At 67.2% G+C, this 19673-nt stretch carries 18 protein-coding genes and 1 tRNA gene; 10 read left to right on the top strand and 9 right to left on the bottom strand.

Features of this window, described 5'->3' with window-relative positions; all coding sequences use genetic code 11:
• Positions 1 to 36 precede the first annotated feature (36 nt).
• Together BMY35_RS19725 and BMY35_RS19720 are read left to right on the top strand one after the other, a co-directional pair.
• Entirely contained in the window at positions 37 to 543 is a 507-nt protein-coding gene (locus BMY35_RS19725) for a DUF1993 domain-containing protein (protein WP_093202622.1), read from the top strand.
• Positions 544 to 683: 140 nt separating this feature from the next.
• Positions 684 to 1247, top strand: a complete 564-nt coding sequence (locus BMY35_RS19720; RefSeq protein WP_093202932.1) for a thioredoxin family protein — start codon at positions 684 to 686, stop codon at positions 1245 to 1247.
• Between the two features lie 13 nt (positions 1248 to 1260).
• Here the strand turns inward: BMY35_RS19720 and BMY35_RS19715 are convergent, their stop codons facing one another.
• The 3 genes from BMY35_RS19715 to hemH are packed head-to-tail and all read right to left on the bottom strand — an operon-like array spanning position 1261 to position 4249.
• A complete protein-coding gene (locus BMY35_RS19715) occupies positions 1261 to 2373 on the bottom strand; it encodes a hypothetical protein (protein WP_093202620.1) in 1113 nt (370 codons plus the stop codon).
• Complete coding sequence (locus BMY35_RS19710; RefSeq protein ID WP_093202617.1) at positions 2370 to 3218, bottom strand: class I SAM-dependent methyltransferase; 849 nt, start codon at positions 3216 to 3218, stop codon at positions 2370 to 2372. The genes BMY35_RS19715 and BMY35_RS19710 overlap by 4 nt, the downstream gene beginning before the upstream one ends.
• Entirely contained in the window at positions 3215 to 4249 is a 1035-nt protein-coding gene (gene hemH / locus BMY35_RS19705; RefSeq protein WP_093202615.1) for a ferrochelatase, read from the bottom strand. Before hemH ends, BMY35_RS19710 begins: the two co-directional genes overlap by 4 nt.
• 15 nt (positions 4250 to 4264) lie before the next feature.
• On the opposite strand from hemH, the gene BMY35_RS19700 reads away from it, so the two are divergent.
• Positions 4265 to 4996 (top strand): HAD family hydrolase, encoded by a 732-nt coding sequence (locus BMY35_RS19700; protein ID WP_093202612.1) that lies wholly within the window; start codon positions 4265 to 4267, stop codon positions 4994 to 4996.
• A gap of 4 nt (positions 4997 to 5000) precedes the next feature.
• On the opposite strand, the gene BMY35_RS19695 is transcribed toward BMY35_RS19700, so the two are convergent.
• Positions 5001 to 5306, bottom strand: a complete 306-nt coding sequence (locus BMY35_RS19695; protein ID WP_093202610.1) for an NIPSNAP family protein — start codon at positions 5304 to 5306, stop codon at positions 5001 to 5003.
• A 139-nt stretch (positions 5307 to 5445) separates the two neighbouring features.
• Here BMY35_RS19695 and BMY35_RS19690 point away from each other — a divergent pair, with 139 nt between their 5' ends.
• Positions 5446 to 6087, top strand: a complete 642-nt coding sequence (locus BMY35_RS19690) for a LysE family translocator (RefSeq protein WP_093202607.1) — start codon at positions 5446 to 5448, stop codon at positions 6085 to 6087.
• Positions 6088 to 6098: 11 nt separating this feature from the next.
• On the opposite strand, the gene BMY35_RS19685 is transcribed toward BMY35_RS19690, so the two are convergent.
• The 4 genes from BMY35_RS19685 to hpnC all read right to left on the bottom strand — a co-directional run bounded on the left by BMY35_RS19685 (position 6099) and on the right by hpnC (position 9586).
• The gene (locus tag BMY35_RS19685) at positions 6099 to 6407 is read right to left on the bottom strand and encodes a hypothetical protein (RefSeq protein ID WP_093202604.1); all 309 of its coding nucleotides are present in this window, start codon (positions 6405 to 6407) and stop codon (positions 6099 to 6101) included.
• Entirely contained in the window at positions 6404 to 7660 is a 1257-nt protein-coding gene (gene hpnE / locus BMY35_RS19680) for a hydroxysqualene dehydroxylase HpnE (protein ID WP_093202602.1), read from the bottom strand. Before hpnE ends, BMY35_RS19685 begins: the two co-directional genes overlap by 4 nt.
• Before the next feature lie 175 nt (positions 7661 to 7835).
• Positions 7836 to 8675 (bottom strand): presqualene diphosphate synthase HpnD, encoded by an 840-nt coding sequence (gene hpnD, locus BMY35_RS19675; RefSeq protein WP_093202600.1) that lies wholly within the window; start codon positions 8673 to 8675, stop codon positions 7836 to 7838.
• Entirely contained in the window at positions 8672 to 9586 is a 915-nt protein-coding gene (hpnC, locus tag BMY35_RS19670; protein WP_093202598.1) for a squalene synthase HpnC, read from the bottom strand. The genes hpnD and hpnC overlap by 4 nt, the downstream gene beginning before the upstream one ends.
• 151 nt (positions 9587 to 9737) lie before the next feature.
• On the opposite strand from hpnC, the gene BMY35_RS19665 reads away from it, so the two are divergent.
• The 4 genes from BMY35_RS19665 to BMY35_RS19650 all read left to right on the top strand — a co-directional run bounded on the left by BMY35_RS19665 (position 9738) and on the right by BMY35_RS19650 (position 16244).
• Entirely contained in the window at positions 9738 to 11582 is a 1845-nt protein-coding gene (locus tag BMY35_RS19665) for a potassium transporter Kup (protein ID WP_093202596.1), read from the top strand.
• Between the two features lie 116 nt (positions 11583 to 11698).
• Positions 11699 to 12898 (top strand): efflux RND transporter periplasmic adaptor subunit, encoded by a 1200-nt coding sequence (locus BMY35_RS19660; protein ID WP_093202593.1) that lies wholly within the window; start codon positions 11699 to 11701, stop codon positions 12896 to 12898.
• Positions 12895 to 16053 carry an efflux RND transporter permease subunit gene (locus BMY35_RS19655; protein ID WP_093202590.1) on the top strand — a complete coding sequence of 1053 codons (3159 nt, stop codon included), beginning with the start codon at positions 12895 to 12897 and terminating at the stop codon, positions 16051 to 16053. Before BMY35_RS19660 ends, BMY35_RS19655 begins: the two co-directional genes overlap by 4 nt.
• A gap of 104 nt (positions 16054 to 16157) precedes the next feature.
• A tRNA-Leu gene (locus BMY35_RS19650) sits at positions 16158 to 16244 on the top strand.
• A gap of 92 nt (positions 16245 to 16336) precedes the next feature.
• On the opposite strand, the gene BMY35_RS19645 is transcribed toward BMY35_RS19650, so the two are convergent.
• Entirely contained in the window at positions 16337 to 17347 is a 1011-nt protein-coding gene (locus BMY35_RS19645; RefSeq protein ID WP_093202589.1) for a tetratricopeptide repeat protein, read from the bottom strand.
• Positions 17348 to 17612: 265 nt separating this feature from the next.
• On the opposite strand from BMY35_RS19645, the gene tig reads away from it, so the two are divergent.
• Together tig and clpP are read left to right on the top strand one after the other, a co-directional pair.
• Positions 17613 to 18929: a trigger factor gene (gene tig, locus BMY35_RS19640; protein ID WP_093202586.1), complete on the top strand. Its 1317-nt coding sequence runs from the start codon at positions 17613 to 17615 to the stop codon at positions 18927 to 18929.
• Between the two features lie 115 nt (positions 18930 to 19044).
• Positions 19045 to 19653 (top strand): ATP-dependent Clp endopeptidase proteolytic subunit ClpP, encoded by a 609-nt coding sequence (clpP, locus tag BMY35_RS19635; protein WP_093202585.1) that lies wholly within the window; start codon positions 19045 to 19047, stop codon positions 19651 to 19653.
• The last annotated feature ends 20 nt before the right edge of the window (positions 19654 to 19673 follow it).

The following is a 19673-nucleotide window of genomic DNA, read 5'->3' as shown; positions in this document are numbered from 1 at the left end:
CTCAACCACCAGGCCGAGCAACAGGCCTCGAACATCATGGCGCTTTCGCTGTACGACCTCTCCGTGCCCGTCTTCGCGCGCGGCCTCGGCCAACTCACCCACCTGCTCGACAAGAGCCTGGCGCACGCCAAGGCCAACGGCATCGATCCCGCCACGCTGGTGGATGCGCGCCTCGCGCCCGACATGCTCACGCTGGTCGGCCAGATCCAGCGCGCGAGCGATGCCTCGAAGCTGGGCACGGCGCGCATCGCCGGTGTCACTGCGCCGAGCTTTCCCGACGAGGAGAAGACCTGGGACGACCTGGTCGCGCGCATCGCGAAGACGCGGGACTTCCTGGCGAGCGTCGACCGCGCGCTGATCGACGGCCATGAAGATCGCGCCGTGACCATCAAGACCCGCGAAGGCGAGGCGACCTTCACCGCGCAGCGCTACCTGCTGCAGTTCGCGCTGCCGAACTTCTTCTTCCACGTGACCACCGCCTACGACGTGCTGCGCCACAAGGGCATGCCGATCGGCAAGATGGACTATCTGGGCAAGTTCTGAGTTCTGACCCGGGCGGCTCTTCACGCCGCCGGGACAAACTTCAAATTGCCGTGACACATGCGCACGCCCGGCGTGCGCCGCGAACAATCGCGCCTGACCGCTTTCGGTCTGGCATTCGAGCGAGGTTCGCGATCATGCAGATGTTGTCCAGAAGGGCGTTCTCGGGGTTGGCTGCCGGCTCCTCCGCGCTCGCGGCTGCCGTGGGTGGCGCGTGGCCGGTGCGCAGTGCGCTGGCCGTGTCGCCGGGCCTGCGCGACTACGGCAAGGCGCCCGAGTTCGCGGGCATCGACAAGTGGCTCAACTCGGAGCCGCTCACGATGCAGGGCCTGGCCGGCAAGGTGGTGCTGGTCGATTTCTGGACCTACTCCTGCATCAACTGCATCCGCACGCTGCCCTACGTGGTTCGCTGGTACGAGAAGTACAAGGACCAGGGCTTCGTGGTGGTGGGCGTGCATTCGCCCGAGTTCGCCTACGAGAAGTCGACGCGCAACGTGCAGGACGCGATCCAGCGCTTCGGCATCCGCTATCCGGTGGCGCAGGACAACGGCTTCGCCACCTGGAAGGCTTACAACAACCAGTACTGGCCGGCGTTCTACCTCGCCGACAGAAACGGACAGGTGATGCGGCAGCACTTCGGCGAAGGGGAGTACGCCGAGATGGAAGCCGCGATCGAGGCGCTGCTGGGGCGCAGGCAGCCGGCCTGAGCAGGGCGCCGAACTACTTCGCCGGCTCGACGATGCGCCGCACCGCGGCCTTGCCCGCAGGCGTGAGCACCGGGCCGAGCTCGGCGTAGGGCACTTCGATGGCGATCTCACAGCCGGTGCCGTATTCGGGCTGCGAGAAGCGCATGCCCTTGGTTTCCAGCGTAAGGTCGTAGTGGGCGTCTTCCTCGTAGTTGGACTTGCAGTTCTCCTCGGCCTTCGACGGCTGGATGCCCGCGTACTTGAACAGGAAGCGGCGCAGCTTCGGCGGCATCGGGCCGCTTTCGGTGCCGGCTATCTGCCCCGGCGCTTTCTGCGGCTGCACCTGCGGGCGCGGGCCGAACCATGACCACGGGTCGACCTGCTTGCCCGTCTGCAGGTCCCACGTGCGGTAGAACCAGGAGATGCCGGCGCGGCCCGTGCCGGCCGCCCAGGTGTAGTTGCGGATGCTGAGCCACTGCGAAGTCCAGTATTCGGGCTCGGTGGTGTTCTCGTCCTCGGCGGGCACGCCGACCCGGCCGAGAAACTCGCGGCGCTTGTCGAAATATTCCTTGATCGTGTCATTGCCGGTGTCGAAGTCGCGGCGAAGCTCCTGGTTGATGGCCGCGAGCGTGGGTTCGGGGCCGGAGAGTTCGATGGTTTCCTGTCCCGCGAAGCGCAGCCGGCGGAAGCTGCGGCCGGCCGCGTATTCCTCTTTCTTGCCGGTCACGATCTTCGGCTGAGCTTCGAGCTGGCCTGCGTAGCCGTCGCTTCCGCAGGCCCTGTCGCCGCCCGTGGCATCGGCGAGGTCCAGCTTGATCGGCAGCGTGACGGGCGTGCCCTTCACGCTCTTCCACGTGCCGGTGAGCGTGTTGCCCCTGGCCGGGTCGAGCGACCACAGGCCGGTGTCGCCGGCTTCGTGCCAGAAGCTGTCCTTCTCGACGCGGCTCAGCGGGATCGCCGTCTTGTACTGCTTGTAGAAGTAGCTGCCGCTCGGAAACTCGGCGTTGAAGCAGGCCACGATGGCCTTGGTGCCGAGCGTGCCTTCCCATACGCCCCTGGGCACATCGACGGTACCGGCCGCGTGGGCCAGGAAGGGCAGCAGCAGGACAAGGCCGCCGAGGCAACGGGCTCGAAGATGTTTCGTCATGGCTTGCGTGCGGAGATCGAATACATGAGCGGAATGCGCGGCATGCCCTCGGGCGGCGCCATGCGGCGGCCACCGATGTCGCGCATGCCCTCGAAGGGCTTCCAGCCGTTGGCGTACGGGTACTCGTCGAGCCGCTCGATGACGAGCCCCGCCTGCGACAGCGCGGTCGTCACCTGGCCCACGCCCCAGGTGAACTCGAAGCTCGGGTGCGGGTTGGCGAAGTTCTCCACGCCGCGCTCGTAGCCCTCGCGGACCAGTCCGTCGCCGGATTCGGCAACGTAGTCGCCAACGCCTTCCTCGGGCACGGGGGCTTCGTTGAAGTAGTCGTAGTGGAACTTCCAGGCCGGGTCGAACACCAGCGCGAAGGGATGGAACTCGATGAACACGAAGCGGCCGCCTGGCTGGAGCACCTGTGCCACGCCGCGTGCCCAGGCGGCGATGTCGGACAGCCAGCACAGCGTGCCGTACGAACAGAACACGATGTCGAAGCGTTCGCCGCGTGCCTGCGCCTCGCGGAAGTAGTCGTAGACGTCCGAGCGGATGAAGCGCGCCGCGATGCCCGACTGCTGCGAAAGCCGCGTCGCGAAGCCGATGGCTTCGTCGGAGATGTCCACGCCCGTCACCTCGGCGCCGAGGCGCGCGATGCTCAGGCTGTCCTGACCCGCGTTGCATTGCAGGTGCAGCACACGCAGGCCCTTCACATCGCCGAGCAGGCCGGCTTCCTCGGGGAAGAGGGTGGAGCCGCCCTTGCGGAAGAAGGCGGCCTGGTCGCCCTTGTGGCTGTTGTGCGCGACGGTGGCCGCGTTCCACGAGAGCCGGTTGGCTTCGTGCAGATCCTGCTTCATATGGTTGGTGTTTTTTGCGTGGGCCAGCCCGCCAGGTTGCGTTCGGCGATGCCCGCGAGCGCGGTGATCCATGCCGGGCTGTCGTTGAGGCAAGGGATGTAGCTGAAGGCCTGGCCGCCGGCGTGCAGGAAGGCTTCGCGGCCTTCCATGGCGATTTCTTCCAGCGTCTCGAGGCAGTCTGCGGGGAAGCCTGGGCACACCACGTCCACGCGCTTCACGCCGGATGCGCCGAGCTCGCGCAGGGTGGGCTCAGTGTACGGCTCCAGCCACTTGGCCTTGCCGAAGCGCGACTGGAAGGTCACGCGGTACTGGGTGCTCGAAAGGCCCAGGCGTGTCGCGAGCAGCCGGGCGGTTTCGGTGCACTGAGCCTGGTACGGATCGCCCAGTGCGATGTTGCGCGCGGGGATGCCATGGAAGCTCATCAGCAGCACCTCGCCGCGGCCTTCGGTCTTCCAGTGCTTCTCGATGCTCTGGGCCAGCGCGTCGATGTAGGCCGGGTCGTCGTGGTAGTCGTTGACGAAGCGGAATTCGGGCACGCGGCGTTGCTTGCGGCTCCAGGCGTTCACCGCGTCGATCACGCTCGCGGTGGTGGTGCCCGAGTACTGCGGATAGGCCTGCAGCACCAGCACGCGGGTCGCGCCTTCGGCCTGCAGCGCGTCGAGGCGGGAGGCGATGGAGGGGCTGGCGTAGCGCATTGCGTCGCGCACCGTCAGGCGGTGCCCGCGCTCGCCGAGCCATCCGGCCAGCAGCGTCGCCTGCTTCTGCGTCCAGACCTTGAGCGGCGAGCCTTCGCGCATCCAGATGCTCGCGTACTTGGCGGCCGACTTGGCCGGCCGCGTGCGCAGGATGATGCCGTGCAGGATCGGCGCCCAGACCGCCTTCGGAATCTCGACCACGCGCGGGTCGCCCAGGAAGTCGGCGAGGTAGGGGCGAACGGCGGCCGCGGTGGGGGCGTCGGGGGAGCCCAGGTTGCACCAGAGCACTGCTGTGCGCGGGGTACTCGGGGAGGCGTTCTCTTGGGTCGAAGGCATGCGATATTCTCGGGCATGACTTCCGCTTCCCCGGTGCCTGCGGGCGCCGCGCCTCTCGATCTCAAGCGCATCTCGGCGATCTCCCTGGACCTCGACGACACCCTGTGGCCGATCTGGCCGACTATCGAACGCGCCGAGGCCGTGCTGCACCAGTGGCTGCTGCGCGAGGCGCCCAAGACCGCCACCTTGCTGATGACGCCGGGCATCCTGCGCGAGTTGCGCGAAGCCACCGCCAAGGAGCGCTCCGATCTCGCGCACGACCTGAGTGCGCTGCGCCGCGAGTCGATCCGCACGGCGCTCGTGCGCGCCGGTGAAGACCCGGCGCTGGCCGAGCCGGCCTTCGATGCCTTCTTCGCCGAGCGCCAGCGCGTGACGCTCTACGACGATGCGCTGCCGGCGCTGAAGTGGCTCAGCGAGCGCTATCCGCTGGTGGCGATCTCGAACGGCAACGCCGACATCCACAAGACGGGCGTGGGCCGCTGGTTCCGCACCGCCTTCAACGCGCGCGCCTTCGGCAGCGGCAAGCCGCATGCGCCCATCTTCCGCGCGGCCGCGGCATCGGTCGGTCTGCTGCCCAAGGACGTGCTGCATGTGGGCGACGACGCCGAGCTCGACGTGGTCGGCGCGCTCAACGCCGGCATGCAGGCTGCATGGCTGGTGCGCGACGAGCGGCCCTGGGTGCACGGTGCGCGGCCGCAGTTGATCGTGCCCAACCTGCACGCGCTGTGCATGGCGTTGGGCGGCTGAGGCGTTAGCCGAAGACTGGTCTGAAGAAGCTGCGTTCGTAGCTGAGGATGCAGCGGGTTTCTTCCGCGTACTTGAATGCGGCCTGGCATTCCGAGTCCTGCATCGAGTCGGCGCGATATTGTTCGTAGGCGGCCAGGCTCGGAAAGCTGAACATAGCCAGCGCCACGTTGTTCGTGCCTTCCGACGGCAGGAAATAGCCGTGGTGCTTGCCGCCGAACTTCTCGACCAGAGGAATCCAGAGCCGGCCGTAGTGCTCGAATTCCTTGAGCTTGTAGGGATCGACGATGTAGCGCAGGTAGCAGGTGACCATGGCGGTTCGGTTGGTGGTGGGTTGAGGGAAGCGCAGGGGTATTGGCGCGGCGCCAGCGACGAGGCGCCGGGCTGACTATAGTTTCTCGTTCCCACCCACCCATCTCCCTTGCGGCCCCGCGCCGGGCAGGAAACCCGAAGTGCATCTCTCCAACTGGCTCATCTTCTGCAGCGTCACGCTGCTCGTCGTCTTCACCCCGGGGCCGGCCGTGCTGCTCGCGGTCTCGAATTCGATGAGCGTGGGCCCGCGACGGGCGATGATCAGTTCGCTGGGCAATGCGGCAGGGCTCTTCATGGTGTCTGCAGCCGCGATGGCCGGGCTGGGCGTGGTTCTTTCCACCTCGGCCCACGCCTTCATGGTGCTGAAGCTGGCCGGCGCCGCCTACCTGATCTACCTGGGCATCAAGCAATGGCGTAGCCAGGGCAGCGTGTTCGCCGACGTCCAGGGAAGTCAGGGCGCCGCCGCGCCGCGTTCGAGCTGGCGTCTGTTCGGCCACGGGATGACGGTGGCGCTGACCAACCCGAAGGGCATTCTTTTCTTCTCGGCGCTGTTCCCGCAGTTCCTGACGCAGGATGCGCCCATGCTCACGCAGTTCGCGGTGCTGACCGGCACCTTCGCCGCGGCCTCGGTGGTCGCGCATTCGTTCTACGTGCTGCTGGCCCGCCTGCTGCGCAAGCAGCTCTCCGATCCGCGCCGCACGCGCATCTTCAACAAGGTCTCGGGCGGAGCCTTCGTGCTGTTGGGGCTGAGCCTGCTGCGGCTGCGCAACAAGACGGCCTGATTCCGTTTTCCTCAGTCGAGCCCGAAACGCTCGCGCAGCGCCGCGCAGAAGTCGGCGGTGCCGCTGATCGAGAGGGTGATGGTGTCGTAGCGCGGGTCGTCCTCGCTAGATTCCTGCAGGTCGCAGTCCCAGGTCGCGCCTTCGTCGAGGGCGCCGCGCGCATCGGGAAACGTGGCCTCGGCCCAGGCCAGCACCCGGGCGATTTCGGCCCGCACTTCGGGCGTCCTGTCCGGCGAGGTCGATGCCATCGCGTCGAAGGTGCCGTGGCCTTCGGTGTCCTCGCTGTAGTCGAAGTCGAGGTAGCGCAGTTCGGTCGTCATGGGGCGAGTGCCTTGGCGGCGGCCAGTCCGCTGAGGACCGCGCCTTCGAGAGTGGCGGGGTAGGGGCCTTCGACGTAGTCGCCGCAGGCCTGCAGGCCAGGTGCGATGGCAGAGGGCGGCCGCGCGAGGCCCGGCGTGCAGGCGAAGGTGGCGCGCTTCTCGACCACGGTCTGCACCAGCTGCAGGTTCGATTGGCCCAACTGCGCGGCGGCTTGGGCGATGACCTGCTCTTCCAGGACTTCGCGTGAAGCTTCGTTCGCGCTCACGACCATGGCGAGCACGCCTTGCAGGCCGCCGAGCTGACCGCGGTCGAACGCGAACTGGGCTGGTGCCGTGGCTGGATCGCTGCGCAGCGCGAGCATCGGTTCGGCGAGCGGCGTCGCGCCGCGCACGTAGATGGTGGCGATGGCCTCGAAGCGCAGGGCCTCGGTGGTATCGCACCAAGGGGCCGCAGGCAGGCCGGACGCGCGGACCAGCCGCGCGGCATCCCACGGCGCACAGGCCAGCACGACCCGATCGAACGCTTCGCCGTCGACCTGCCATTGCCCGGCCTCGGTCGAAATGGCGCGGACGCGAGTGCCGATGCGCACGGTGGCACCGCGCTGCAGCAGCCACCGGATGGCGGCGTCGGGCAGCAGGGCGCCCAGATCGGCGCGCGGCAACAGCAGGTCAGCACCGCCGCTGCCGCTGAAAAGTGCGTCCTTCAGCACGCGCAGGAAGACTTCCCCGCTCGACTGCGCCACGGGCGTATTGAGCGCTGAAACGCACAGCGGCTCGATCAGCTCCCGCATCACACGTGGCGTGAGGTTGGTGCAGAGATCGGCGACCGTCGTGCCGCTGGCACAACGAAAGCCCGAGAGCCGCCATCCGATCGCGGTGCGCAGCAGTGACGACCTGTCGCGCCAGGTCCAGCCGCGCGCCGTGAAGATGCCCGCCAGCAGGTCGAGCGGTGCTGGCAGCCGCGGCAGCTTGAGTCCGCCGCCATCGGCAAAACGCAGCGAAAGAGGCATACGCAGCAGAGCACCTTCGACATCCACGCCGACGTCGCGCATCAGCTGCAGCGTGGCGGTGTAGGCGCCGATCATGATGTGCTGGCCGTTGTCCAGCGCCAGCCCGTGCATGTTGTCGACCCGTCGCGCCCGGCCGCCCGGCATGTGCGCGGCCTCGAACAACGTGACGGCATGGCCGAGGCGCGTGGCCTCCACCGCGCAGGCGAGGCCGGCCCAGCCGGCGCCGATGACGGCGACCCTCATGAGTGCAGGTACGCGGCGATGAAGCGGCCGCGATCGTCGTCCTCAGCCTCGCGACGCGATGGTGATGCGGCCCCACTTCCAGAAACACCGAGGAACCGGCTTTGCCGGGCCTCAGGTGTTGCCCCCGGTAGGGGGGTGGCGAAGCGACACGAAGTGCGCGGAGCCTGGGGGCGAGTCATATCCGCCCCAGCGCCTGGACCTTCCACGCCAGCCAGAACTTGCGCACCGGCGTCAGGCTCACGCGCTGGTTCAGCACCTGGAAGTTGTCGCGCTCGATCTCTCGCAGCAGGGTGCGGTAGATGCTGGCCATCATCAGGCCGGGCTTCTGCGAGCGGCGGTCGGCCAGCGGGAGCAGGGCGAGCGCCTCGTCGTAGGCGGCGTGGGCCCGGGCGGCCTGGAATTTCATGAGCTCGACGAAGCGCTCGGAGTGCACGCGGTTCAGGAGCTCGTGCGCCTTCACGTCGAACTTCTGCAACTCGTTCACCGGCAGGTAGATGCGCCCGCGCATGGCGTCCTCGCCCACGTCGCGCAGGATGTTGGTGAGCTGCAGCGCCAGGCCCAGCTTGTGGGCGTAGGCCGTGGTCTGGGTCTCGGTCTGGCCGAAGATGCGCGCCGCGACTTCGCCGACCACACCGGCCACTAGGTGGCAGTAGCGCGAGAGGCCCTGGAAGTCGAGGTACCGCGTCTGGTCGAGGTCCATCTGGCAGCCGTCGATCACCTCGTTGAGCTGGCGCGCCTCGATGCCGTAGGCGGCTGTGTGCGGCATCAGTGCCTGCATCACCGGATGGCGCGGCGTGCCCGCGAACGACTGCGACACCTCGGTGCGCCACCAGGCGAGCTTGGTGGCGGCCACGCCGGGGTCGCTGACCTCGTCGACCACGTCGTCGACTTCACGACAGAAGGCGTAGAAGGCCGTGATCGCTGCACGGCGCGGCTTGGGAAGAAACAGGAAGGCGTAATAGAAACTGCTGCCCGAGGCGGCTGCCTTGTCTTGCACGTATTGCTCGGGGGTCATCGGGGAGGCGCTGCTTTCATGGGCGCTGATTGTCTCCGCATCCGCACGGCCTTCCAGAGCAGCACCGGCGCGTCGGTCTTGCCGATGGCGGGGCGCTGGGAGAAGGTGTCGAAGCCCAGGTCCTCGATCTTGTCGAGGATGCGCAGGCCGCCCTGCACGACCAGGCGCAGCTCCCAGCCGGCGCGGCCCGGCAGGCGATGCACGAGGGGCGCGCCCCGGTGCATGAGCTCGCGTGCCCAGTAGACCACTACTGCTATCAGATTGATAGCTTCCTGCGGAGGCTCGGCGGCGGATAGCGGAGCGAAGACCTTGAAGTTCTCGGGCGTCAGGCCGCGCCGGTCGCAGTCCGTCAGCGGAAAGTAGAAGCGGCCGCGCGGCAGGTCGACGCTCGGGTCCTGCCAGAAGTTGATGAGCTGCAGCGCGCTGCAGATGGCATCGCTCTGCGCGAGGGCCGTGGCGTCGTGCACGCCGTAGAGGTGCAGCAGCAGGCGGCCGACGGGGTTGGCGGAGCGGCGGCAGTAGTCGAGCAGCTCCGCGCGGTCGGCGTAGGTGCCGCGGTCGCGGGTTTTCTCGATGTCCTGCACGAAGGCGCTCAGCAGGTCGGCGAGCAGGTCTTCGGGCAGTCCGTGGCGGGCGATGCTGTGGGCGAGCGGGCCGAAGACGTGGGGCCAGCGCGATTCGGGCGGTACTTCGCCGCGGACGGCTGCGGCCAGCTCTTCACGGTAGGCGTGCAGATCGGCCAGGCGCTCGGCCGGCGAGGCGCTGCCTTCGTCGGCGATGTCGTCGGCGGTGCGCGCGAAGTGGTAGATGGCCGCGATCGGCGGGCGCAGGTGCGGCGGGCATAGCCACGAGGCTACGGGGAAGTTTTCGTAATGCGCCGGCGCAGCGGCGAGGTGGGGAGTGGCGGGCACGCCACGATTGTCAGCCACGACGCAATGCCCCGGCACTATGCTCGCAGCGTCGCCACTACGAACTCCCCGCTTCATGAAAGCATCCGCTCCGGCTTCCGGGTCCCAGGTTTCAGCGTACGGCGAGGCGGCGCACCCGACGGGCCCGGCGCTCATGGTGGCGGCGCTGGGCGTCGTGTTCGGCGACATCGGCACTTCGCCGCTCTACGCCTTCAAGGAAACGATGAACCCCGAGCACGGCGTGCCGTTCACGCCCGATTCGGTGCTGGGGCTGCTCTCGCTGATCTTCTGGGGACTGATGTTCGTGGTCACGCTGAAGTACGTGGTGTTCGTGCTGCGTGCCGATCACGACGGCGAGGGCGGCATCCTGGCGCTGCAGGCGCTCGCGCGCAGCGCCGTGGCGGGGCCGAAGACGAAGCCCTGGGTGTGGAACGCCATCGGGCTGCTGGGCCTGGTGGGCGCGGCCATGTTCTACGGCGACAGCCTGATCACGCCGGCCATCTCGGTGCTGTCGGCGGTCGAGGGGCTGGAAGTGCAGGCGCCGGTGCTGCAGCGCGCGGTGCTGCCGATCACGGTGGTGATCCTGATCGCGCTGTTCATGGTGCAGAAGAAGGGCACCGGCACGGTGGGCAAGATCTTCGGGCCGGTCATGCTGCTGTGGTTCATCGTGCTGGCCGCGGCAGGCGCATGGCAGGTGCTGCAGCAGCCGCAGGTGCTGGCGGCGCTCGATCCGCGGCGCGCCCTCGGCTTCCTGATCGAGCACCGGGCGCAGTCGCTGGCGGTGCTGGGCGCGGTGTTCCTGGCCTTCACCGGCGGCGAGGCGCTGTATGCGGACATGGGGCACTTCGGCGCAAGACCGATCCGGCTGGCGTGGCTCTTCATCGCGCTGCCCGGACTGGTGCTGAACTACTTCGGGCAGGGGGCGCTGGTGCTGGCGAACCCGGCTGCGATCGACAACCCGTTCTTCCGGCTCTTTCCCTCATGGGGCGTGCTGCCGATGGTGGTGCTGGCCGCGATGGCGACGGTGATCGCCTCGCAGGCGGTGATCTCGGGCGCGTTCTCGCTCACGGCGCATGCGATGCGCATGGGCTACCTGCCGCGCATGCGGGTCATTCAGACATCCGGCACGGCCATCGGGCAGATCTACGTGCCGGCCGTCAACTGGCTGCTGATGGTGGGCGTGCTGCTGCTGGTGCTGGGCTTCCGCAGTTCCGGGGCGCTGTCGGCGGCTTACGGCATCGCGGTGTCGATCACGATGGTGACGACCACGCTGCTGGCCGGCATCGTGGCCTGGGGGCTGTGGCGCTGGAACAAGGTGGCGGTGGCGATCGGCGTGGCCGCATTCGCGGTGGTCGACCTGACTTTCGTGATCGCCAACAGCCTGAAGGTGGCCGAGGGCGGCTGGCTCACGCTGGCGGTGGCGGCCGTGGTGATGGTGCTCTTCACGACTTGGTCGAAGGGGCGCCGGCTGGGCCTGGAGGCGGCCGCGGCCGAGAGCCTGCCGCTGCGGCCCTTCGTCGAATCGCTGGCGCAGCACATGCCGCACCGGGTGAGCGGCACGGCCGTGTTCCTGAACCCCGACGCCACGGCGGTGCCGCATGCGCTGCTGCACAACCTCAAGCACAACCAGGTGCTGCACGAGCAGGTGATCGTGCTGCGCGTGCTGGCCTGCGACACGCCGCGCGTCGACGCGCGCATCCGCATCGAGGCCGAGCAGCTGATGGAGGGCATCTGGATGGTCACGGCGCGGCACGGCTTCATGGAGCGGCCCGACGTGCCGGAATTCATCCGCATCCTGGCGTACCAGAAGACGCTGGCGATCGACTCGATGAAGACGTCGTACTTCGTCTCGCGGGCCTCGGTGGGCGAGGAAAACCTGCCGGGCATGAACCCGATCCGGCGAGTGCTCTTTGGCTGGTTGCAGCGTAATGCGGGGCGGGCTTCGGACTATTTCGAGCTGCCCGACAACCGCTTGGTGGAGATGGGCCAGCGCACCTAGATTTCGCGGTCGGCAGGCCCTAGTGACCAGCGGGTCATTGACACTGGTTCACGTTTACCCTAGATTACTAACCAGTGGGTCAGTAATGGCCCGGTTCGTCCTTTCCAGGGTGTCTCATGACCGCTTCCGCCGTCTTCCCGTCCCGCCTCCGCAGTGCCGCCTGGCTGCTGCTTCCCGCCATCTTTCTGGCTGGCTGTTCGCCTAAACCCGTAGCCGAGGATCCGGTCCGCGCGGTCAAGTTCGTGACCGTGGGGGCGAGCGAATTCGATGCCCAGCCCGAGTTCTCGGCCGAGGTGCGCGCCCGGGTCGAATCGCGACTGGGCTTCCGCGTCGGCGGCAAGATCACCAGGCGGCAGGCCGAACTCGGCCAGCATGTGCAGGCCGGCCAGGTGCTGGCCCAGCTCGATCCTCAGGACTACCGCCTTGCCGCCGAAGCAGCACGCGCCCAGCAGGCCGCCGCGCTGACCAACCGCGACCTGGCAGCCGCCGACCTCAAGCGCTACACCGAACTGCGGTCGCAGAACTTCATCAGCGGAGCCGAGCTGGAGCGCCGCGAAACCACCTGGAAGGCCGCGCAGGCCCAGCTCGAGCAGGCGCAGGCGCAACTCGCCTCGCAGGGCAACCAGGCCAACTACACGACGCTGGTTGCCGACGTGGCGGGCATCGTCACAGCCATCGAGGCCGAGCCTGGCCAGGTGGTGCAGGCCGGCACACCGGTCGTGCGTATTGCGCAGGACGGCGCCCGTGACGTGGTGTTCGCAGTGCCCGAAGACCGGGCCACGCTGATCAAGACAGGCTCGCCCGTGACGGTGCGCGGCTGGTCCGGCGGCAACGAGCTGCAGGGCCAGGTGCGCGAGGTGGCGGCGAGCGCCGATGCGGTCACGCGCACCTACTCGGTCAAGGTGGCCATCGATGCCGCCACGGCGCCGCCGCTGGGTGCCACCGTCTATGCGCGCCCGCAGGCGCTGGCTCACTCCAGCGCCCCGGTGATGAAGCTGCCGACCAGCGCGCTGCGCCAGGAAGGCAAGGGCACTTCCGTGTGGGTGCTCGACAAGTCGACCATGACGGTGCGCTCGCAGCCCGTGCAGGTGGCCACGGCCGACGGCAACGAGGCCGTGATCGCCGGCGGCATCTCGCCCGGCATGATGGTCGTGGCCGCGGGCGTGCATGTGCTGTCGCCGGGTCAGAAGGTCACCATCTACCAGTCCAAGGAGGCGGCCGCGGCCGCCGCCAATGCCGGTGCGAAGGAGTCCGTGCAGCCGGTCACGGCCGTTGCCGCGACGAACAAGGAGATCGCAGCGGGTGCCGCCAAATGAGCGGCGGCGCGGCGAACCCCAACGACAAGCCCTCCGGCTTCAATCTCTCCAAATGGGCGCTGGACCACGCGCCCCTCACGCGCTACCTGATGGTGGTGCTGATGGTGCTGGGCGCGTTCGCGTACTTCCAGCTCGGGCAGGACGAAGACCCGCCGTTCACCTTCCGCGCGATGGTGGTGCGGACCTACTGGCCCGGCGCCACCGCACAGCAGGTGGCCGAGCAGGTCACCGACAAGCTCGAGCGCACGCTGCAGGAGGCGCCGTACGCCGACAAGATCCGCAGCTATTCGAAGCCCGGCGAGTCGCAGATCATCTTCAACATCAAGGACTCGTCGAAATCCACCGAGGTTGCCAACGTCTGGTACACGGTGCGCAAGAAGATCGGCGACATGCGCGCCACCTTGCCCGCCGGCGTGCAGGGGCCGTTCTTCAATGACGACTTCGGCGACGTCTATGGCGTGATCTACGCGCTGGAGAGCGAAGGCTTCAGCTACGCCGAACTCAAGACGCTGGCCGACGACGTGCGCCAGCAGCTGCTGCGCGTGAAGGACGTGGCCAAGGTCGACCAGTTCGGCGTGCAGGACGAGAAGGTCTACATCGAGATCTCGCAGAAGCGCCTGGCGCAGCTGGGGCTCGACTTCAACGCCGTGCTCTCGCAGCTCGGCTCGCAGAACGCCATCGAGAGCGCGGGCACGATCCAGTCGCCGCTGGACGTGGTGCAGGTGCGCGTCGCCGGCCAGTTCACCAGCGTCGACCAGTTGCGCGAGATGCCCATCCGCGGCAGCTCGGGCAACCAGCTCAAGCTCGGCGACATCGCCGACATCCACCGCGGCTACGTCGATCCGCCCACGGTCAAGATGCACCACCAGGGCAAGGAAGTGATCGGCCTGGGCGTGTCGATGGCCAAGGGCGGCGACATCATCGCGCTGGGCAAGGCGCTGAAGGCCACCGCCGTCACCATCGAACAGCGCCTGCCGGCCGGCGTGAAACTGGCGCAGGTGCAGGACCAGCCGGTGGCGGTGGCGAGCTCGGTCAACGAGTTCGTCGGCGTGCTGATCGAGGCCGTGGCCATCGTGCTGGCCGTGAGCATCATCTCGCTGGGCCTGCACAAGGGCGGGCGCTTCGGCTGGTACGTCGACATGCGACCGGGGCTGGTGGTGGCGATCACCATTCCGCTGGTGCTGGCCGTGACCTTCCTGGCGATGAACTACTTCGGCATCGGGCTGCACAAGATATCGCTGGGCTCGCTCATCATCGCGCTGGGCCTGCTGGTGGACGACGCGATCATCGCGGTCGAGATGATGGTGCGGAAGATGGAGGAGGGCTACGACAAGGTCCGCGCCGCCACCTTCGCCTACGACGTGACGGCCAAGCCGATGCTCACGGGCACGCTCATCACCGCGGCGGGCTTCCTGCCGATCGGCATCGCCAAGTCGGTGACGGGCGAGTACACCTTCGCCATCTTCGCGGTGACGGTGATCGCGCTGGTGCTGTCGTGGATCGTCTCGGTGTACTTCGTTCCCTACCTCGGCACGCTGCTGCTGAAGGTGAAGCCGCACGACCCCGATGCGCCGCCGCACGAGCTCTTCGACACGCCGTTCTACAACGCCTTCCGCTCCACCGTGAACTGGTGCGTGCAGCACCGCTGGATGACCATCGGCGCCACGGTGCTGATCTTCGCGCTCGGCATCTTCGGCATGGGCAAGGTGCAGCAGCAGTTCTTCCCGGATTCGAGCCGGCCCGAGATCCTGGTCGACATCTGGTTCCCCGAAGGCACCTCGTTCGCCGCGAACGAGGAAGTGGCCAAGCGGGTCGAGAAACGCGTCATGCAGGAGGCCGGCGTGAGCACCGTCAGCACCTGGATCGGCTCGGGCGTGCCGCGCTTCTACCTGCCGCTGGACCAGGTGTTTCCGCAGACCAACGTGTCGCAGCTGATCGTGCTCGCCAAGGACCTGAAGGTGCGCGAGACCCTGCGCATCAAGCTGCCGCAGGTGCTGGCGCAGGAATTCCCCGAGGTGCGCGGCCGCGTGAAGCTGCTGCCCAACGGCCCGCCTGTGCCGTACCCGGTGCAGTTCCGCGTGATCGGCCCGGACCCGGCGCTGCTGCGCGGCCATGCCGACGAGGTGAAGGCCGTGCTGCGCGACAACGCCAACATGCGTGGCGTGAACGACAACTGGAACGAGTCGGTGAAGGTCATCCGCCTCGAGATCGACCAGGCCAAGGCGCGTGCGCTCGGTGTGACTAGCCAGGCCATCGCGCAGGCCTCCAAGACCATGTTCAGCGGCACCACCGTGGGCCAGTACCGCGAGAACGACCTGCTGATCGACATCGTGCTGCGCCAGGCGCCCGACGAGCGCCAGGCCATCTCGGACATCGGAAATGCATACATCCCGACGACTTCGGGCCGTTCGATTCCGCTCACGCAGATCGCCAAGCCCGTGTTCACCTGGGAGCCGGGAGTGATGTGGCGCGAGAACCGCGACTACGCCATCACCGTGCAGGGCGACGTGATCGAAGGCCTGCAGGGCGCGACCGTGACGGCGCAACTGCTGCCGAAGCTGCGCGAGCTCGAGGCCGGCTGGGTCGCGGCCGGGCAGGGCGCCTATCGCATCGAAGTGGCGGGCGCGGTGGAGGAAAGCAGCAAGGGCTCGGCCTCCATCGTGGCCGGCGTGCCGATCATGCTGTTCCTGGTGTTCACGCTGCTGATGCTGCAGCTGCACAGCTTCAGCCGTTCGCTGCTGGTGTTCATCACCGGCCCGATGGGCATCGCCGGCGTGGCCGGCGCGCTGCTGGTGCTGAACCGGCCTTTCGGCTTCGTCGCGCTGCTGGGCGTGATCGCGCTGATGGGCATGATCCAGCGCAACGCCGTGATCCTGATCGACCAGATCGAGCTCGACCGCGCGGCGGGCGTGCCGGCGTGGGACGCGATCGTGGAGTCGGCGGTGCGGCGGCTGCGGCCGATCGTGCTGACCGCTGCCGCGGCGGTGCTGGCGATGATCCCGCTGTCGCGCAGCGTTTTCTGGGGACCGATGGCCGTTGCAATCATGGGTGGGCTGATCGTGGCAACGGTGTTGACCCTGCTTGCCCTGCCCGCGATGTACGCCGCCGCGTTCCGCGTGAAGCGCGAGCCGGAAACGGTGCCGATTAGCGTCTAAAATCGCAGGCTGACCGATTTCAAGCGGATGGTCTTTGGCCCACGGGAATCCGTGGTGCGAAAAGCCCGTCCGCTTTTGCATTCACCTGAAAAAAGATTGGCATCGCGCGGGTGGCGAAATTGGTAGACGCACCAGGTTTAGGTCCTGACGTTCGCAAGAACGTGCCGGTTCGAGTCCGGCCCCGCGCACCAGCCCTGCACGTAGCCCGTTCTATCGAGCAGCAATGAAGCCCCGTTCCGCAAGGAGCGGGGCTTTTTCTTTTCCTCTTTTCTCTTTTCCTGGCCTACCAGTCGCTGCTGCTACTGCTGTCGCTGCTTCCGCTGTCGGAGCTGCTGCTGCTGCTGCTCGAGTCGTCCCACGAACTCGTATCGCTGATGCCGAAGTTGTTGTCCACGAAGCTGCGATCGACCTGCCGCTCCGGCTCCGGATCGGACGAGGGCCAGAGGCTGCTGCCCATCCTGTCGTTGCCGGTGTCGTGGTGGCGGTGGTTGTTGAAGATGTTGGTCGTGTTGCCCCGATGGTCGTCGGAGCGGTCGTTCAGCATGTGGCGCAGCAGCTCGCCCGCGACCACCGCGCCGACGCCCGCCGCGGCGCCCGCGGCCAGTGCGCCGCCGATGCCGGGGCCTTGGCTGGGGGCGGGAGGGGCGGAGCCGTAGTCCCTGTAGTCGTCCGTCCTGCCGTAGCCCATCGACGAATCGCTGGTGGGCCTGGAGAACCTGGTTCCGCTCCCGGCGGGGGCAGGCGCCTCGAAGGTGGTGGCGCGGCGGCGCTGCTGGAAGACCACATAGGCGACGACGAACAGCGCCACGATGCCGATCGGCCCCCAGGGGATCGGGCCGGACGATGAGCCCGTATCCGCCTTGCCGGATGCCAATGCTGCAGCCGGGCTGGGTACGGGCGGTGGCTCGGGTTTGGTCTCGACCGGTTTCTCCAGCTTGCGTTCGAGCTTGGCGACCGACTCGGCCTTCGCGAACTTGAGTCCGGGCGACAGCTCCTTGGCCAGGGCCAGTTCGTCCCTGGCATCGTCGAGTTCGCCTTTCATTGCAAGAAGCTCGGCGTGCACGTAGTGGGCCTTCGCGCTCTTCGGATGGTTCTTCAGCACCTTCGCGATCATCGCGTCGGCATCGGCCATCCTGCCGTTGCTTGCCGCTTCGTAGATCTGCTGGATGGTCGGCTCCTTCGCCGCTGCCGCCGGCGCCGCGGTGGTCTTGGCCAGCGCGGGCGAAGGCATGCCGAACACGAGGACCAGGGCGAAGGCGAGGGCGGCGAGCAGTCGCTGGAAGAGGATGGGCATTCGTTCCTTGGGGAAATGTCGAATCGCAGCCACTGTAAAGGCGAAATCGGCCATGAATCCGGGCGTGGTGCGCAATCTCTGCTGCAGCTGGTCGCCGGCTCGCTCAAAACGGGCGCTTCCAGCCGATTAGAATCATGGGTTGCCCAGTTTTGCAGGCGGCACGCGTGTGCCTCCGCATAAATCCCGCTAGCGCGTGCAAGTCCTTGATCTGTATCGGTAAAAAGACGCAGGCCCCGCGCAACAGACCCCTCACAAGGAAGACATCATGACCGTGACCGTTGAAACTCTCGAGAAGCTCGAACGCAAGATCACGCTGACCCTGCCGGTCGGCACCATCCAGTCCGAAGTCGATTCGCGCCTCAAGAAGCTCGCGCGCACCGTCAAGATGGACGGCTTCCGTCCCGGCAAGGTGCCGATGAACGTCGTGGCCCAGCGCTACGGCTACTCGGTGCACTACGAAGTCATGAACGACAAGGTCGGCGAGGCTTTCTCGCAAGCCGCGAACGAAGCCAAGCTGCGCGTCGCCGGCCAGCCCCGCATCACCGAGAAGGAAGACGCACCTGAAGGCGAACTGGCCTTCGACGCGATCTTCGAAGTGTTCCCCGACGTCAAGATCAACGACCTGTCGGGCGCCGAAGTCGAGAAGCTGTCGGCCGAAGTCGGCGAAGACGCCATCGACAAGACCCTCGACATCCTGCGCAAGCAGCGCCGCACCTTCGCCCAGCGCGCGCAAGACGCCGTCGCTCAGGACAGCGACCGCGTGACCGTCGACTTCGAAGGCAAGATCGACGGCGAGCCCTTCCAGGGCGGCAAGGCCGAAGACTTCCAGTTCGTCGTCGGCGAAGGCCAGATGCTGAAGGAATTCGAAGACGCCGTGCGCGGCATGAAGGCCGGCGACAGCCGCACCTTCCCGCTGTCGTTCCCGGCCGACTACCACGGCAAGGACGTGGCCGGCAAGCAGGCCGACTTCCTCGTCACCGTGAAGAAGATCGAAGCCTCGAACCTGCCCGAAGTCAACGAGCAGCTCGCCAAGTCGCTCGGCATCGCCGAAGCCACCGTCGAAGGCCTGCGCGCCGACATCAAGCGCAACCTCGAGCGCGAAGTGAAGTTCCGCCTGCTGGCCCGCAACAAGAACGCCGTGATGGACGCCCTGGTGGCCAACGCCGAGCTCGACCTGCCGAACGCCAGCGTGCAGTCGGAAGTCAGCCGCATGGTCGAAGGCGCCCGCGCCGAACTGAAGCAGCGCGGCATCAAGGACGCCGACAAGGCCCCGATCCCCGACGAAGTGTTCCGCCCGCAAGCCGAGCGCCGCGTGCGCCTGGGTCTGGTGGTGGCCGAGCTGGTGCGTGCCAACAACCTGCAGGCCAAGCCCGAGCAGATCAAGGCCCACATCGACGAGCTGGCCGCCAGCTACGAGAAGCCGGCTGACGTGGTGCGCTGGTACTTCAGCGACAACAACCGCCTGGCGGAAGTCGAAGCCGTGGTCATCGAGAACAACGTGACCGATTTCGTCCTCGGCAAGGCCAAGGTCAACGAAAAGTCGGTGTCGTTCGACGAACTGATGGCTCAGCAGCAAGGCTGATTTCCGTCGCCGCCCGCTACGCCGATGGGGCTTGTGCTTTGCGGCACGAGCCCCATTTCACTCAGGCGTACAGTTCAGAAACAGCGAACGATTCCATTTCCCGGAGAGCAAATACATGAGCGCACAGGAAACCCAGGCCCTCGGCATGATCCCGATGGTCATCGAGCAATCCGGCCGCGGCGAGCGGTCGTATGACATCTATTCGCGCCTCCTCAAGGAGCGCATCGTCTTTCTGGTGGGCGAGGTCAACGACCAGACCGCCAACCTCGTGGTGGCCCAGCTGCTGTTCCTCGAGAGCGAGAACCCGGACAAGGACATTTCCTTCTACATCAACTCCCCGGGCGGCAGCGTGAGCGCCGGCATGGCCATCTACGACACCATGCAGTTCATCAAGCCCGACGTGTCGACCATGTGTCTGGGCTTCGCGGCCAGCATGGGCGCCTTCCTGCTGGCGGCCGGCGAGAAGGGCAAGCGTTTCTCGCTGCCCAACTCCAAGATCATGATCCACCAGGTGCTCGGCGGCGCACGCGGCCAGGCGACCGACATCGAGATCCACGCGCGCGACATCCTGCGCACCAAGGACCAGATGAACCGCATCCTGGCTGAGCGCACCGGCCAGCCGCTGGAAAAGGTCAAGGCCGATACCGAGCGCGACTATTTCCTCACGGCCGACGAGGCCAAGGACTACGGCCTGGTGGACCAGGTCGTCGCCAAGCGCGGTTGAACGCCGGCGCCGAGGGCGCC

The organism is Variovorax sp. YR750, assembly GCF_900109805.1.
GTDB classification, from domain to species: Bacteria; Pseudomonadota; Gammaproteobacteria; order Burkholderiales; family Burkholderiaceae_C; genus Variovorax; species Variovorax gossypii.
The sequence above is the reverse complement of the archived record's forward strand: the minus strand, read 5'-3'. Positions and strand labels throughout refer to the sequence as shown.

Excerpts from the sequence above, each read along its gene's own strand:
- BMY35_RS19700 (WP_093202612.1), top strand. The coding sequence starts at position 4,265 with ATGACTTCCGCTTCCCCGGTGCCTGCGGGCGCCGCGCCTCTCGATCTC.
- hpnD (WP_093202600.1), bottom strand. The coding sequence starts at position 8,675 with ATGACCCCCGAGCAATACGTGCAAGACAAGGCAGCCGCCTCGGGCAGC.
- BMY35_RS19685 (WP_093202604.1), bottom strand. The coding sequence starts at position 6,407 with ATGACGACCGAACTGCGCTACCTCGACTTCGACTACAGCGAGGACACC.
- clpP (WP_093202585.1), top strand. The coding sequence starts at position 19,045 with ATGAGCGCACAGGAAACCCAGGCCCTCGGCATGATCCCGATGGTCATC.
- BMY35_RS19660 (WP_093202593.1), top strand. The coding sequence starts at position 11,699 with ATGACCGCTTCCGCCGTCTTCCCGTCCCGCCTCCGCAGTGCCGCCTGG.
- BMY35_RS19665 (WP_093202596.1), top strand. The coding sequence starts at position 9,738 with ATGGTGGCGGCGCTGGGCGTCGTGTTCGGCGACATCGGCACTTCGCCG.
- hemH (WP_093202615.1), bottom strand. The coding sequence starts at position 4,249 with ATGCCTTCGACCCAAGAGAACGCCTCCCCGAGTACCCCGCGCACAGCA.
- BMY35_RS19720 (WP_093202932.1), top strand. The coding sequence starts at position 684 with ATGTTGTCCAGAAGGGCGTTCTCGGGGTTGGCTGCCGGCTCCTCCGCG.
- tig (WP_093202586.1), top strand. The coding sequence starts at position 17,613 with ATGACCGTGACCGTTGAAACTCTCGAGAAGCTCGAACGCAAGATCACG.
- BMY35_RS19725 (WP_093202622.1), top strand. The coding sequence starts at position 37 with ATGGCGCTTTCGCTGTACGACCTCTCCGTGCCCGTCTTCGCGCGCGGC.
- hpnE (WP_093202602.1), bottom strand. The coding sequence starts at position 7,660 with ATGAGGGTCGCCGTCATCGGCGCCGGCTGGGCCGGCCTCGCCTGCGCG.
- BMY35_RS19655 (WP_093202590.1), top strand. The coding sequence starts at position 12,895 with ATGAGCGGCGGCGCGGCGAACCCCAACGACAAGCCCTCCGGCTTCAAT.
- BMY35_RS19710 (WP_093202617.1), bottom strand. The coding sequence starts at position 3,218 with ATGAAGCAGGATCTGCACGAAGCCAACCGGCTCTCGTGGAACGCGGCC.
- BMY35_RS19645 (WP_093202589.1), bottom strand. The coding sequence starts at position 17,347 with ATGCCCATCCTCTTCCAGCGACTGCTCGCCGCCCTCGCCTTCGCCCTG.
- BMY35_RS19715 (WP_093202620.1), bottom strand. The coding sequence starts at position 2,373 with ATGACGAAACATCTTCGAGCCCGTTGCCTCGGCGGCCTTGTCCTGCTG.
- BMY35_RS19695 (WP_093202610.1), bottom strand. The coding sequence starts at position 5,306 with ATGGTCACCTGCTACCTGCGCTACATCGTCGATCCCTACAAGCTCAAG.